The following is a 13,762-nucleotide window of genomic DNA, read 5'->3' as shown; positions in this document are numbered from 1 at the left end:
GGCATGATGGGTTATTGCGTATTCTAAGGTTGAAGGAGAATGCAGATGACGGATCTCGACACACTTCTCGGACGCTTGCGCGATGCGCCGCTCGATCGGCGGCTACACGGTCTCGACGATCGGGTGATGGCGGAGATCGCGCGCATCCAGGCAAGTCCAAGCGTAGGCAACACCATGTTCGGCATTGCTGCGGTCGCGGCGCTTCTCATCGGGATTGCCGGCTCTGGGCTGCCCGCGGCATCCGCCGGTGCGAGCACCATCACGCCGTTCGACGCCCAGCTGGCCTTGGCGCCCTCGTCGCTGCTTGGATCGCGGTGATGCGCGATCCTCGGCGGCTGGTTCTTCTGGCGCTGCTGACATTTGCCGCGGCGATCGCCGGCGTGGTGATCGGGCGCGTCTATGTGGTGCCCGATCGGCCCGTCGAGAATGAACTTCACGAATTGCTACACCGCGATCTCAAGCTCGATGCAGGGCAGCACGCACGCCTCGAGAAGATCGAGAAGAGCTACGCCATTCGCCGCGAGGCGCTCGAAGCCGAGCTGCGCGCCGACAATGCACGCCTTGCCGAGGCGATCGAGGCCGAACATGGCTATGGCCCAAGAGTCTCGGCCGCTGTCGACCGCTCGCATCAGGCAATGGGCGAACTACAGAAGGAGACGCTGGAGCATATATTCGCGATGCGCGCAGTGCTCCGTCCCGACCAGGCGGCGAAGTTCGACGAAGCCGTGGTGAAAGCACTCACGGCCCAGAAAAAATGACGCTCCACCTCCCCGACTGCTCGGACGGGGAGCTTGCGGGTCTGGCCCTGGCAGGCCGACAAGCAGCGTTCGGCGAACTGGTGCGACGCCACCAGGGCTGGGTGTACCGGCTCGTGCGCAGTCACGTCGGCGATAGCGAGGAAGCTATCGATGTAACCCAGACCTGCTTCGTCTCGGCGTTCAGCGCGCTAGGCCGCTATGACGGCAAACGATCGTTCCGCGCCTGGCTCTCCCGTAGGCGGATCATTCACCTCGTCGACGACGAGGAAGCAATTCGGCGCGCGGCCGGCTTTGCGCTGAAGACGGCAGGCTATGTTGTCGAAACCTATGCGTCAGGGGTGGAATTTCTCAAGGTGGCCAGGTCCGCGACAATTGGCTGCGTTATCCTCGACGTGCGCATGCCGGAAATGGATGGCCTGGCGGTTCAGGCCGCCATGGCCGAGCGCGGGATCAACATGCCGGTCGTCGTTCTCACAGGGCATGGTGATGTCTCGGTTGCAGTGCAGGCGATGAAGGCCGGCGCCGTCGACTTTCTGGAAAAGCCGTTCGAGAAGGCTGCCCTCCTTCAAGCAGTTACCCGCGCCTTTGGGCGCATAGACGATGCCGACGTCCGCGCGATAGAGGCAACCGACGCCCAAGTGCGCATCGCCGCCCTGACGCCCCGGGAGCGTGAAGTGCTCGAGGGTTTGGCGAATGGCTACCCCAACAAAACCATTGCCTACGATCTGGGATGCTCATCGCGGACGGTCGAGGTTCACCGCGCCAGCGTCATGACCAAGCTGGATGTCCGCAACCTGTCCGAGGCGCTCAGGATCGCCTTCGCCGCCGGATTGGGCCGCAAACCCTAGTAACTGCGAAGTTTACGTAGCGACCCTGAGCCGTGACCGTGCGACCGATATAGCGGTTTCAACCGGTATATTGATCACGCGCGATGTTATCTGTCAGTGCCCGGTGCGATGGCCGCTACACCATCCTTGTCTCTGACGACGATCCGGGCGTGCGGCGCAGCGTTCAGTTGCTGCTGCGATCGCGCGGCTATAAGGTGTACGGCTACACGACAGGTCGTGCGCTGTTGGCCGATCCTCGAGCAAACGAGGCCGACTGTGTAATCCTCGATTATCGGATGCCCGATATCGACGGTTTCGCCATCCTGCGCCATCTCAGGCAGACTGGCTGGTCGGGACACGCGATCATGATATCGGGCTTTCATGACGTCGTGCTGGCGCAGCGTGCCGCCGAAGCCGGCTTTGATCACATCATTGCCAAGCCGTTGATCGGTCGGGCTCTCCTCGATGCCGTCGGGCAGCACTGGACTTGTAACGGATTTGCGCCGGTCACCTGAGCGATTAGAGCTCGCAACAGGAGACCGACGAGATGATCAAGCATACAGAAGAGTTCAAGCAGGAGGCGGTGCGGATTGCGCTGACCAGCGGATTGCCTCGCGACCGGGTCGCATCGGATTTGGGGATAGGGAAGTCGACGCTGGGCAAGTGGGTGTCGCAGTATCGGCCCAGTGATCTGGTTTCAGCGCCGCAGGCAGATCTGGCACGTGAGAATGAACGCCTTCGCCTTGAGAACCGTGTGCTGCGGGAGGAGAGGGAAGTACTAAAAAAGGCCACGCAGTTCTTCGCGAGCCAAAGGCCGTGAAGTTCGCTTTTGTGCATAGCTGGCGGCACCGGTGGCCCGTCGAACTGCTCTGCCGTGTCATGCTTGTCAGTGAGCGCGGCTATCGATCCTGGCGCTCGCGACCGATCAGCCAACGTGCGCGCACGGATATGAAAGTGCTGGCACATATCCGGGAACAGTATCGCCTCAGCCTTGGCAGCTATGGTCGTCCGAGGATGACAATGGAACTCAAGGAGGTCGGCCTCGCCGTTGGCGAGCGCCGGGTCGGGCGCCTGATGAAGATCAACGGGATCAAGCCAGTCCGCACGCGCAAGCACAAGGTTACGACGGACAGTCACCATCGCTTGGGTGTCGCGGCAAACTGGTTGGACGGTGATTTTGCCGCCGATGCTCCCAATCGGAAATGGGCGGGCGACATTACTTATATCTGGACGTCGGAGGGCTGGCTCTACCTTGCCGTCATTCTCGACCTGCATAGCCGTCGCGTCGTGGGCTGGGCAGTCAGTGACAGAATGAAGAAGGACTTGGCGATCAGAGCGCTGGATATGGCGGTGCGCCTGCGCCAGCCTCCGGAAGGCTGCTTTTTTCATTCGGATCGTGGCAGCCAATATTGTTCTTACGACTATCAGAAAAAGCTGCAGGCCTATGGCCTGCGTCCATCGATGAGCGGCAAGGGAAATTGCTACGACAATGCGTCCGTCGAGACCTTCTTCAAATCCCTGAAGGCCGAACTCATCTGGCGGCAGAGCTGGCCGACACGGCGTCAGGCAGAAGCCGCCATCTTTCAGTACATCAACGGGTTCTACAACACCCGCCGCCGACATTCATATCTGGGCGGCATCAGCCCGCTCGCCTTCGAAGCCAAGGTGGCTTAATGAGATAGGTGACCGGCACAAAACCGTTACAAGTCCAATCAGCCACGCCACCATCGAGACCGAGCAGGCATGACGAAACCGAAAATCGCTAAAAATTGGTGAAGCAGACATTCACGCTCGATAGGGGCATAGTCGCGTTCGGCCCTGAGCGGACAGTCAACCTAGATGCAGCTGCCGCTGGCCTAATCGCTCGTAGCTGGCAATACTCCGGACCAAATGGGTAGGCGAAGGGGCATAGAAAAGATGCAGAGTTACGAAACGCTTATCACGCGGCTTGACCGCGCCGTGTTCGAAGAAGCGCTTAATATGCAGTCGGGCTACGTTTTGGATTTTTCAGATCGCACTTTTGGGGATTTCTTCTGCACAGAAGTTGGTGTCGATCCTGATGCCCCGCCCGGATCTTCGTTGTTTTCAGCCTATGGCACTTCGAAAGCCAAGCGCCTGCGGTCATTTATAGCACGAGCGCAACCTCACCTTGTCGCTCGTGCGCTACGTGCGCTCTGGGAGTACCGGGAGAACAACATCCTAGGCAGCAGCGGGCCACGCGAGGATCGTTTGAGAGAAGTCTATTTCAAGATAGTTGGCAAGTTCGAAGGGGAAGAGCACGTAGTTGATTCAACGGGGATAGAAGCATTCGAGGCAAATGAAACCCTTCAAGAATTAGTCGCTGCGATCCGCAGGGACTTGGACGCTGGCCGTCCAAATGCTGGATTGGACCGACTGCATACGTATTGCATGAAGCGCTTCGCGTCCCTTGTAGTCAAACACGGGGGTGAGCCCTGTGGCGAAAATGACGCCCTGCACGCCAGAGTGGGGAAATATGCTAAGGCACTGAAAGCATCACGAAACCTCACGGAAATGTCGGACCGCATCATCAAGAGTTCCATTTCCACTTTCGAGTCGATGAACGAGATTCGGAACAACAAGTCCTTTGCGCACGACAATGAAAGCCTTGTCTCGATGGATGAAGCGAAGTTCATCTATGACAGCGTGACCGCCCTGCTACGTTTCATCAAAACGATGGATGCGCAAAAGTTTGAGGATTGATGCAGATGGCACATGCGGGCTTGAGTGCCCGCAATGTCCCGCGGAGCTGATGTTCGAACTTGCCTTAGCGTTGGTCAATTCTTGGGTCGGAGGCGCTGAGCGCCGCACTGCGCCTGCAAGGCAGCTTTCGGGGTGTGAACTGAGGTCGGGAACGTCCACTTCTGACGCGGTGCAGTCCGCAGCTGCCGACCAAAATTCGCCATTCCGATCCAACGCTCCGTACGGCAGCTCACGCCGAAAGCTGCCGATAAGGCTCTGCGAAGCGGTGGCTCATCATTTCGGGCGTCGCCTCAGACACTGAAATTAGCAAGGTCGAACCGGCAGAAGAAGAAAACGCCGGACTGAACAGCTTCGCTTCTCTTCGACTTTCGCCCTATAGACAGCTGCGCAGCAATCCCGAGCTTGCTACCATGACTTCGAGGTCCAATTGCCTTATACCGCCCGCGCGGACGGCCGCGTGGCCGTCACCATCGACAGCAATGTCTGGGATCAGTTCTTTGCCCTCGGCTTCGATCTGGCTGCCGAACTTCCCGTCACGCGCTTTGCGCTATTCGTGCCGCGCGAGATCGAAATCGAAATCGCCGCCATCCCCGATCGGCCGGACAAGGTCGCTCTGAAGGCGTACATCCGGGAGCAGATGCGAGACGCCTCCGTCAAGGTCTCCGCCGTCTTCGGCTTCACCATCTGTGGACGCCCCGGGTAACGCAAGTGGTATTTGGAGGTAGGCACGTAGTCGGATGCTGCCATCTGTCCGGCCTCTGATGCAGCGATGATAGCTGCGGGCCCGTATGGGAGTTCGCGGACCGGAACCACATCACCCATAGCGTGCTGATGAAGCACGGTGGGAAGCCCTGGTTCTTCCGATCCCGTCTCGCCGACTGTTGTGCCATACCCTCCTTCGACCGACTACGTTCCGACGACCTCTGGCCTGCCCTGGCTTACGCCGTGGCTGCGACCGGAGCTTTGTAGACTTCATCCTTCATCAGCAGCGCCCAGACGATCCGCGCCGTCTTGTTGGCCAGCGCGACCGTCACTAGCATGCGTGGCTTGCGGGCCAGCATCTGCTCGAGCCACGATCCCTTCGCCGCGCCCCGTTTGCTCGCCTGTAGCACCACTGCGCTACTGCCGATAATCAGCAACCTTCGCAGCGTGCGCTCGCCCATCTTCGAGATGGATCCCAGCTTCTGTTTCCCACCAGTTGAGTGCTGACGAGGGGTGAGGCCGACCCAGGCGGCGAAGTCACGCCCCTTGGCGAACGTGCCCGACGGCGGCGCAAGCGCGGTGATCGCCGTTGCAGTGATCGGTCCGATGCCTGGGATCGTCATCAGGCGACGCGCGACCGCATCCTCTCGAGAGCGCCGCACGATCTCCTTGTCGAGTAGCGCGATCTGCCGGTCCAGCATGGCCAGAGTATCGAGCAACACCATGCACACCGACCGCGCCTCTTCGGGCACCGCCGATCGATCGGAGAGAAGCGCCCTAAGCTTTTCCAGATGCGCCAAGCCCTTGGGCGCGATCCAACCATATTCTGTCATGTGCCCGCGCAGGGCATTGCTGATCTGAGTGCGCTGGCGGACGAGCAGATCTCGACCCCGGAACACCATCGCCGCCGCCTGCTGTTCCTCAGTTTTCACCGGCACGAACCGCATGCTGGGACGCTGTGCCGCCTCGCAGATCGCCTCCGCATCGGCCGCGTCATTCTTCTGGCGCTTCACAAAGGGTTTCACATAGGCCGGAGCGATCAACCGCACATCATGACCGAGCTTGAGCAACTCGCGCGCCCAATGATGGGCTCCGCCACACGCCTCCAACACAACCAGGCAAGGCGGATGAGCGGCAAAGAACGGCAACAACTTTGAGCGCGTAATCTTCTTGCGCAAAATCGCATGGCCTGACGCATCTACCCCATGCGCCTGAAAAACATGCTTGGCGATATCCAACCCGATTATGCTAACTTCTGACACGGACGCCTCCCTCAAGTGGTGTTCAACACCTCCACTGTGGCACATCGATGCCGTCGGGGGGCGTCCACCCCATCACCCAAAAGGGTCCACAGCGGCGCGGCGGCTTCGGCTTCGGCACGTTCCAGTCTGAAGATGCGCGCGCATTCTACGCTGCGATCCGAGAGCCCTTTCTGATCGGAAAGCCGACCCGTAACAGCCAGCTTAGCCATAACGAGGGCGATGCGGCCCTTGGCGCGGCGTCGCTCGCATCTGTCGTCCTGACCCGTGACCTCAAGAAGGCCGGCCCGCTGCGCGTCGCGCGCGATCATGGCGGCAAGCTGATCGATATGACGACGTTCGATCGCGCGGGGCCATCCCTCGCCTCTCTCATCGATACCTGTCACGCGGAAGACTGACCGATGCGGGAGCAGGCCCGCCCCCGGGCACAATGTTGGCCATAAGGACGCAGTAACCGATTGCCTGCCCGTCGCCCGCTGCTTACCTTTGTCCTGCCTATCTCCGAGGAAGATTCACGACGTGCCGGCATTCGCGCAAAACTTCTCGAGTTATGCCCAGTCGTCATTCGAGGTCCTCTGCGACATCGCCAATGTCACCAAGAACCCCTCGATCCAGGATCGCGAGGGTTGGGACTATATGGTCGAGTTTGCTCGCGAAAGGGTCCATGGCCTCCCGCACGATCGGCAACCGGGGAACGCCACGGTGCGGGTTCAGGTAAGTCCAAGACCGATGGAAAGCCGACCACGAGCGTCAAATTGAGCAATGCGCTCCGGTTCGCCAATGAGCCGGATCCGTGCTTCATCACGCTCTGGTGGCGCAACAGCGACCATAGCGAGGAGAGGATCTACGCCCGTCACTTCGACAAGCCGCTGATCGAGGCCGCCCTGCGCCGCGCCCGGGAAGCGCAGCGCGACGGTAAGACGGATCTCCATCGTCTCCGCTTGTCGATCGCCTTCGACGAAGCCGACGATCGCACCGATGATCTTCTGCCGTGGATACGCTCGATCGGCGACACCGACCAGCACGACTATGCCAACCAGAAGCGCCAGTTGACCCGCGAGTTGGGCTTCGACGAAGGCCATTTCGGCGGCACGGTGACGATCCCCTTCGACGACGTCCAAAAGCTGATCGATGCCGCCGTCGGACTGCCGACAAGCCCGGCCGACGTCGAGATCATCTTTGGCGACAAGCGGTTCGACATCGTTTCACCGCTTTTCGCCGGCAAGCCCACCATCTTCAACCTCGACGCCATTCCGCAACCCGGGCAGCTCACCTTTCAGAACGCGGCCGGCCAAGCCGCCACCTTCGCCGGCGAGGTCCGCAAGTTCGCCATGGACAATCTCCCGTTGGAGACGGTCCGCGCGACCTTCACCTCACCGACCATAAGCGCTGTCCTGCGCGGCCCCGAGCTCAACATCAGCTACCAGTTCCGCGGCACCGATGTTCACCCTTTCGATCACCTCCAGAATCTTGCGCGGTTCATGGTGATCTCGGGCGAGCGCTGCACGGTTTCGCTTATGCTCGACGACCAGGACGAGCCGCTCGAGACGACCTGCCCTCCTGTCGCAATCGAGGACCGTGAGATTTTCGTCTGGTTGGACGACGCCTTGGGATATCTCCGAAGCTGCTGCAGCCCCGACGATAATCCGCCAATGCGCGCCGCCGACGTGTTTGCCGCGCATGACGAGGTCGTCAATTTCGCGATCGCCGGCGCCGCCGGCACGCCCACTTTCGATTTCGAAACCGACCGCGACATCAGCCTCCCGCTCGTGAGAAGCATGGTGGCCTTTCGTCTCGTCCAGTTCGGAGACCTGAGCTTCTACTCGATCTTCCGCCGCGCCTGCCTCGAACAGTCGGCCGAGGCCAGGAGGATCCATCTCCGTTTCAACGATCCCGTCGAGCTTGAGGCCGGTATGTTGGCGACCGACAGTGTGTCCGCGCGCGCCACCGTCGCGCGAAGCTTCGGCGCGCTCGCCACGCGTATCGGCAAGGGTGCGCTCATTCTCAATGGCGGTGACTACCTATCGCTGATGCGCAAGGAAGGCCCCCTCATCGAGGTGCTGTGAGCTCCTTGCCAGAAGACGCCCTGCGTTCATGCGTCTCGCAGACGGCTTTGGGCCGGGCCGTTACGCGCCGCCTCTAACTTCAGCTCGAGCTCATGGGCTTCTGACACGCCAAGGCTGACAAGTCTCCCGAGCATGGCGTCGATCCGCAGGCGCTGCCCATGATCGTGGTAATAGAGCGACGGGTCGCCCTTCGACGCACTTTCGAACCACTGCGCGACCTTTCGGCCGATCGCCAGTTCATGCCACATCGCCCGGTCGCCCGCCGTGGCCTCTAGCCAGGATTCGATGGCGAAGAGAAGGAAGTCGAGGTGACGCGCGGTCGGCCCAATCAGGAGAGTGTTCATCGTGCAAAGCGCCACAAAGGCGGTCGGCCCGCCCGGCATCATGGGGCGCAGCGCTTCGAGCAGCGGATCGATCCGGTCGAAGATGGCTGGAACGAGATAACTCTGACTGCCCGAACCGAAGACATATTCATTCATCAGCATCACGGCGATCGTCGGACCTGATTCAAGGTCGATGCTCAGGTCGCCCGGTCGGCGGTGCCGGGACCAGCGATCGAGAGCTATGGTGCGCGTCACCAGCTGCCGCCGGATCGTGAGGGCGCGATTGGGCGGGCGCCCCCGATCATTGAAGTAGGAGGCATCGGCCGCGCGTGTGAGCGTGTCGGCGACGTCGCAGAACGAGCGGTCGGGAAGTTCCAGGATCGGCGTCAGGATAGCATCGAGCCGGTCATGCGCCGAATCCATGATGACTGCGGCGACCAGCAGATAGAATTGCTGGTTCCAGTCGTCAGGCGATCGGTCGAGCTCGGCGTCGGCGGGATAGCCATGAGCGTTGAGCCGCGCCGACCACGGCGCATAGGTATCGACAATCTCGCCGAACCACGCCGGCCTCGGGCACGCCTCGCGATTCAAAAGCGCGAGCCACTTCGCAATGCCTTGCGTCTCGACATGGATCGATGCCTTTTTCGAGCGCGGCGCCCAACTCTCCTCTGCCTCGTCCTGTTCGAACTCGATCCGCGCCCCGTCGCGCGAGAGGATCGCGCGCGGACTGTTCCGCAGAAAGGGTCTTTCGTCTAGCAGCGCTGGCCACTCAGGCTCGGGCCCGCCGTCCAGCCATGCGATCTCGGCAGAAACCGCCTCCCTGTCCTGACGCGCGCGCTCTGTCTCATAGGCGACCTCATCGGCGGGATCATCATCATAGGGGTGCCACCGATAGCGGCGACGGGCGAACGCCATCCGGATCGCCGACTTGATGAGCCGCGGATCAGCGTGATCGATCGTCGCCCGGGCCGCGGTGAACGCCGGTATCGCTGCCCTGTCGCCTCGCACGGCGGCTTCCACGATCCGATCGCGATCTGCCGTCACCTTGCGACGATGCCAGAGATGAACAAGCGCGCAAATCGCCATCCCGGGCCGGTTGAAGCCGAGTGTCTCGCCGGAGCCGTAGGCGTCCACCTCCTCAATCAGAGCGATATCTATGACTGCCCTGACCCAGGCTTCATGTTCGGCGAGAAGGGCGTCATCGCCGTCGCGCGCGACCAGCATGGCGGTGGCAATGAGGCGGGTGGACCGTGCTTTTAGATAATCTTCGTCGCGGTCGTCGGGCAGATCGCCCGCCGCATGCTCCGCCGCTTGTCGTGCGGTCTCCGCCGAGCCTCTCGCCGGATCGTTGGTCGCGAGCTGGATTCTCGCCTCGATATCACTCGACAAGGCGAGCGCGCGGCTTGCGGTTTCGAGGCGCGCTAGATGCTCGGCTTCGGCGGGCGGCGGCACGAAGCTAAATAGGCCGTCGACCTCGACCCAGTTGGCCCGGTCCAATAGGTTCAGCGCATGCGCTCCCATGAACGTTGGATCGCGAAAAGTATCGCTCTCGTTACAAGGTCCGAGTTCATCGACCGCTTGGGCAAGAAGCCGCCGGACGGCGGAACTGGCATCGTCGTTCCCGGAATAGGAGAACATCAGTTGCTCGAGGGTGAAGCGGCGGGAGCCGCGTTTTGCAAGATCGGCGAGCCGCACGCGGCCGCTCGGCTCTTTCTGGAAAGCCATCATGTCTCCGAACATCTCGATCGACGCGCGGTCGCGATCGCTGGCGAGGATATGCGGGTTGGCCACAAACGGAACGAGCGCGTCGCGCGTCGCGGGCCAATGGGACATGAGGACGTCGATCGCGACCACGAGATAGGCAGCGCAGCTTCCCTCCGGCCCGAGGATGTCCTGCAGCACCGTGGCGACATCCTCGCCGCGCTCGAGCCGCTCATGCGACCAAGCTTCGAGGGCCTTGAGGGCGGAGCCGACCGAGGATTCCGGTGCCTGAAACTGCCGTGACCAGAAATAGGTCTGGACCCAAGGGAAGAACCGCGGCGTACCGTCGACGACGACCGTGAAGCCATTGGTCTCGGTCGCCTTGCCAGCGGCATGACCGTCGACTGCCGCTGCGACGAGCGTGCGAATGAGCGCAAGTCCGATTTGCTGATTGGCATCGAGCAGATCGAGAAACGGGGTCTGTGCTGGTGACGCCGGCATGTAATCGCTATCCGCGAAACCGAAGACGCGGCCCATTGACTCGCGGCGAGACCGTCCCTTGCGCGGATTCTCGATGAGGCTGGCTTCGATGAGCGCCGCAAGTTCTGCGGGCGCGACGCTCGCTAGAGCCTTGCTGAACAGCCGGATCGCCTTGACCTTGTAAGTGTCGTTCTCGCCCGCCACCGCCCGCAGATAGGCCTTTGCCTTCTCCGGCGCGTTGGCCGCGAGCAGCAGCGTCATGCTGCGAAGATCCTCGATCATGCGCGAGCGCGCTTCACCCTGCATCCTCGGGGCGTCCGCCGGCGACGGGATCGCGATCGCCGTCTCTCGCACATCGAGCTGCAACAGCCAATCAAACAGCATCCCGGCGGCCGCTTGTCCGTAAGCGGAAATGGTCATTGCGAGGAAGAACTGGATCTCCACGAGTTTGACCACGGACGCGATAGCGTGAACCGGGATCTGCGCCTGATGGTCCAAACACCACATCAGCATCGCGGGCGCCGATGGTGAGGATGCCGCACGAAGGGACGTCGTGCCTTCGGGAACCTCGAACCCCTGGGCCTTGATCCGTGCGAACAGCGCCGCCGCCGACATCGTTTCCACGGCTATGATCGCGGTGCAGAGTTCGATGAGGAGCGCACCGCCCTGCGCAAGCAACGTGTCGGAGCATCGGTTGAGCAGCTCGGCCGACAGTTCCGACCTCACGATGGCGAGGAGCGCTTGCCGACGCCACGCTGCATGCGCGCCAGGGCGCGCCAGAGCCTCAAGGAGCGCCTGCCATACCGCGCCGTTTGTTGCCCTCTCCAACGCAAACCGGCCGGCAAACTCGATACCGCGCGCGAGGCGCGGCGAAGGCTGCACCGTCAGGTCGACGCCATCGAGCAGGGTGATGTTCTCATGGAGGCGCGCGCCGATCGCCCAGTCGCGCAGCACGTCATGGCGGAAACCCAGCTTGTCGCGGTGCGGCTCGCTCAGGCTCCGGCTGTCCAACAAATGCGTGCGTGCATCCGAATCGGTGGCGACATCGATTGTGTCGCGGCCGCCGAGCGCCGCTTCGGCCAGTCCGGCGAGCAGGCGTTGGGCCGCGCGCTTGTCTTTCGGCTCCGCCCCGTCGGCGCTGTCCCACCAATGGTGCGCCAGCGCCGCCTCCGTGCGGATGTCGACCGTGCTCGGCACCTTCAGCAGCCGGGTCAGCCGGTACAGATTGCGGGCGATCGGAGCGGCTGGATGGTCCGGCGACAGCAGGGCGTGCAATTCCGGCGCCATCTCGACCAGAACCGCGACCTCGTCCTCGTCGAGCTCACCCACGAATACGCGATGCGGGGCGCCGAGCCTGGCGATGGCGTCTTCGGCGAGCCAGCTGCAGTCCTCGACGCCGAGGTCGGGCCGCGTCGAGACAACGACCGAGAACCCCTCGATACCGGCGATTTCCCGCAGGACGTCGTTGACCGTGCGGCGCCGCTCCGCTGTCGCGAACATCTCGAGCCCATCGATGAACAGGATCCCGCCGCCGCTGGCCGCGATATCGCCGAGAAATTCCCCGGCGGTCCCCGGGACGCCCAACCGCTCCGAGAGCGCCGACCAGCCCCCGTCGGGCGTTGTAATCGGATCAAGGACGATGACCTGGCCTTCGCGCGCTTGCCTCTCGGCAAAATGACGCAGCACCCAGGATTTGCCGACGCCGGGATCGCCGGTGATTTCGATGAAGCGGTGCGCGTCGCGCGCCTCTTCCATCGCCGCCACAGCGCCCAGGCGAGGCAGGGTGATCCCGCCGACGCTCGTGCCGATGTCCATGAGTGCGTGGCGCGACAACTCCGCAAGCTTGCCGCGGGCCAGGGAAAAGTTCCGGTCGCCGGCGAGGCGAAAGCCGTGCGCCGTCACCGTGTCGATCAGCACCTCGCGCGTGAGCGATCCACCGGTCGTGCCGGTCTTGATGGCCACCGCGATCAGATCGCTCCAGAGCCCTTCGGCGCGGCCGGCATCTTCGGGCGCGAGCACCTGCCGCGCCAGCATGAGCGCATAGTCCCGCGCCTGTGGTGCGCCGGATTCAAAGTCGAACTCTAGGATCAGGAAGCGTCGGATGATATTCCAGATCACCTCGTCGTCGTCCGCGATCCCATGCGCGACGAGATGGGTCCGGAACGCTTGGCCGAAATTGCGCATTTTCGGGCTGGCCACGCCATTAAGCGCAAGCCGGGCGAAGAATTGAGCCCCGGAACTCGCGGCGCGCGCCCAGGCGAGCACATCCTGATACGGGCCGGAGATCGCAAAACTGGTGCGCTGGGTCGCGGCAGCCAGGAGGTGCCGGTCGGTCGGCGGACTGTCCGGCGCGGTGCGCGCGATCTGTTCGCACAGGTTGATGAAAATCGCGTCCTTCGGCGCGAAGGTGGCGGTGCGCTTGGACTGGATTTCGAGAACCGAGCTTCCGCTTTTCGACGCCGCGTGGACGATCAGATCGTCAAGCGCATAGCCTTCATCCACGCCCTGGAACTGAACCCGTTTGATCACGGCATCGGGGAGACCACGCGCTTCGCTGCCAGCCAACATCTGAAGCAGATAATAAGCGCCAAGCTCACCCTCAATGTAAGTGCCTGCACCCCCGCGCCCGACCGGGCTCGAGCTGCTGACTTCATCTTTGGGAGGCTTCTCCGGTTCCTGTTTCATCCATCTGCATTCGAAATCTCGGCGGCCCTCACGTGGCCGCCCACCAGTAGCGCGAAGCAGGACTTAACTCGACTAGTTTTGATCGCGATTTTGCCTATCTATACCTTCCGAGCTTGCACTTGGGGAGCGGCTCGACAGGGGAATGCCGTAACCTACGTGCCGGCAACCGAGCAGGTCTTGAGATCGAAGAAACTGCGAGGGATGGCGGCTTACCGCAAGAGCTGCCGTTCAGTATTTGGA

The 13,762-nt window shown here is 62.1% G+C and carries 11 protein-coding genes; 9 read left to right on the top strand and 2 right to left on the bottom strand.

What is annotated here, in order from left to right:
• Positions 1–45 precede the first annotated feature (45 nt).
• The 7 genes from LQ220_RS16400 (at position 46) to LQ220_RS16370 (ending at position 5,009) form a co-directional block, all read left to right on the top strand.
• Positions 46–318: a hypothetical protein gene (locus tag LQ220_RS16400; protein WP_031290677.1), complete on the top strand. Its 273-nt coding sequence runs from the start codon at positions 46–48 to the stop codon at positions 316–318.
• A complete protein-coding gene (locus LQ220_RS16395) occupies positions 318–758 on the top strand; it encodes a periplasmic heavy metal sensor (RefSeq protein ID WP_230189223.1) in 441 nt (146 codons plus the stop codon). The genes LQ220_RS16400 and LQ220_RS16395 overlap by 1 nt, the downstream gene beginning before the upstream one ends.
• Positions 755–1,606: a sigma-70 family RNA polymerase sigma factor gene (locus LQ220_RS16390; protein WP_230189222.1), complete on the top strand. Its 852-nt coding sequence runs from the start codon at positions 755–757 to the stop codon at positions 1,604–1,606. The genes LQ220_RS16395 and LQ220_RS16390 overlap by 4 nt, the downstream gene beginning before the upstream one ends.
• An 83-nt stretch (positions 1,607–1,689) precedes the next feature.
• A complete protein-coding gene (locus tag LQ220_RS16385) occupies positions 1,690–2,100 on the top strand; it encodes a response regulator (RefSeq protein ID WP_230189221.1) in 411 nt (136 codons plus the stop codon).
• Between the two features lie 32 nt (positions 2,101–2,132).
• Positions 2,133–3,259, top strand: a protein-coding gene (locus LQ220_RS16380) for an IS3 family transposase (protein ID WP_217988819.1) whose coding sequence is annotated in 2 segments (ribosomal slippage) — positions 2,133–2,364 and positions 2,364–3,259 — 1,128 coding nt in all. Because the reading frame shifts where the segments join, the coding sequence is not laid out codon by codon here.
• 243 nt (positions 3,260–3,502) lie between these two features.
• Complete coding sequence (locus tag LQ220_RS16375) at positions 3,503–4,306, top strand: abortive infection family protein (RefSeq protein WP_230189220.1); 804 nt, start codon at positions 3,503–3,505, stop codon at positions 4,304–4,306.
• A gap of 427 nt (positions 4,307–4,733) precedes the next feature.
• Complete coding sequence (locus tag LQ220_RS16370) at positions 4,734–5,009, top strand: hypothetical protein (protein ID WP_230189219.1); 276 nt, start codon at positions 4,734–4,736, stop codon at positions 5,007–5,009.
• A gap of 235 nt (positions 5,010–5,244) precedes the next feature.
• On the opposite strand, the gene LQ220_RS16365 is transcribed toward LQ220_RS16370, so the two are convergent.
• Positions 5,245–6,270: an IS110 family transposase gene (locus LQ220_RS16365; protein ID WP_230189218.1), complete on the bottom strand. Its 1,026-nt coding sequence runs from the start codon at positions 6,268–6,270 to the stop codon at positions 5,245–5,247.
• A gap of 47 nt (positions 6,271–6,317) precedes the next feature.
• On the opposite strand from LQ220_RS16365, the gene LQ220_RS16360 reads away from it, so the two are divergent.
• Both LQ220_RS16360 and LQ220_RS16355 read left to right on the top strand, forming a co-directional pair.
• Complete coding sequence (locus tag LQ220_RS16360; RefSeq protein ID WP_230189217.1) at positions 6,318–6,665, top strand: hypothetical protein; 348 nt, start codon at positions 6,318–6,320, stop codon at positions 6,663–6,665.
• A gap of 357 nt (positions 6,666–7,022) precedes the next feature.
• Positions 7,023–8,333, top strand: coding sequence for a hypothetical protein (locus tag LQ220_RS16355; protein WP_230189216.1), 1,311 nt, complete (start codon positions 7,023–7,025; stop codon positions 8,331–8,333).
• Between the two features lie 26 nt (positions 8,334–8,359).
• Here LQ220_RS16355 and LQ220_RS16350 read toward each other — a convergent pair whose 3' ends face one another.
• Positions 8,360–13,522, bottom strand: coding sequence for an AAA family ATPase (locus tag LQ220_RS16350; RefSeq protein WP_230189215.1), 5,163 nt, complete (start codon positions 13,520–13,522; stop codon positions 8,360–8,362).
• Positions 13,523–13,762 lie beyond the last annotated feature (240 nt).

It is taken from the genome of Sphingobium sp. CECT 9361 (genome assembly GCF_918741285.1).
Classification (GTDB): Bacteria; Pseudomonadota; Alphaproteobacteria; order Sphingomonadales; family Sphingomonadaceae; genus Sphingobium.
This window is presented reverse-complemented; position numbering and strand designations above follow the sequence as displayed.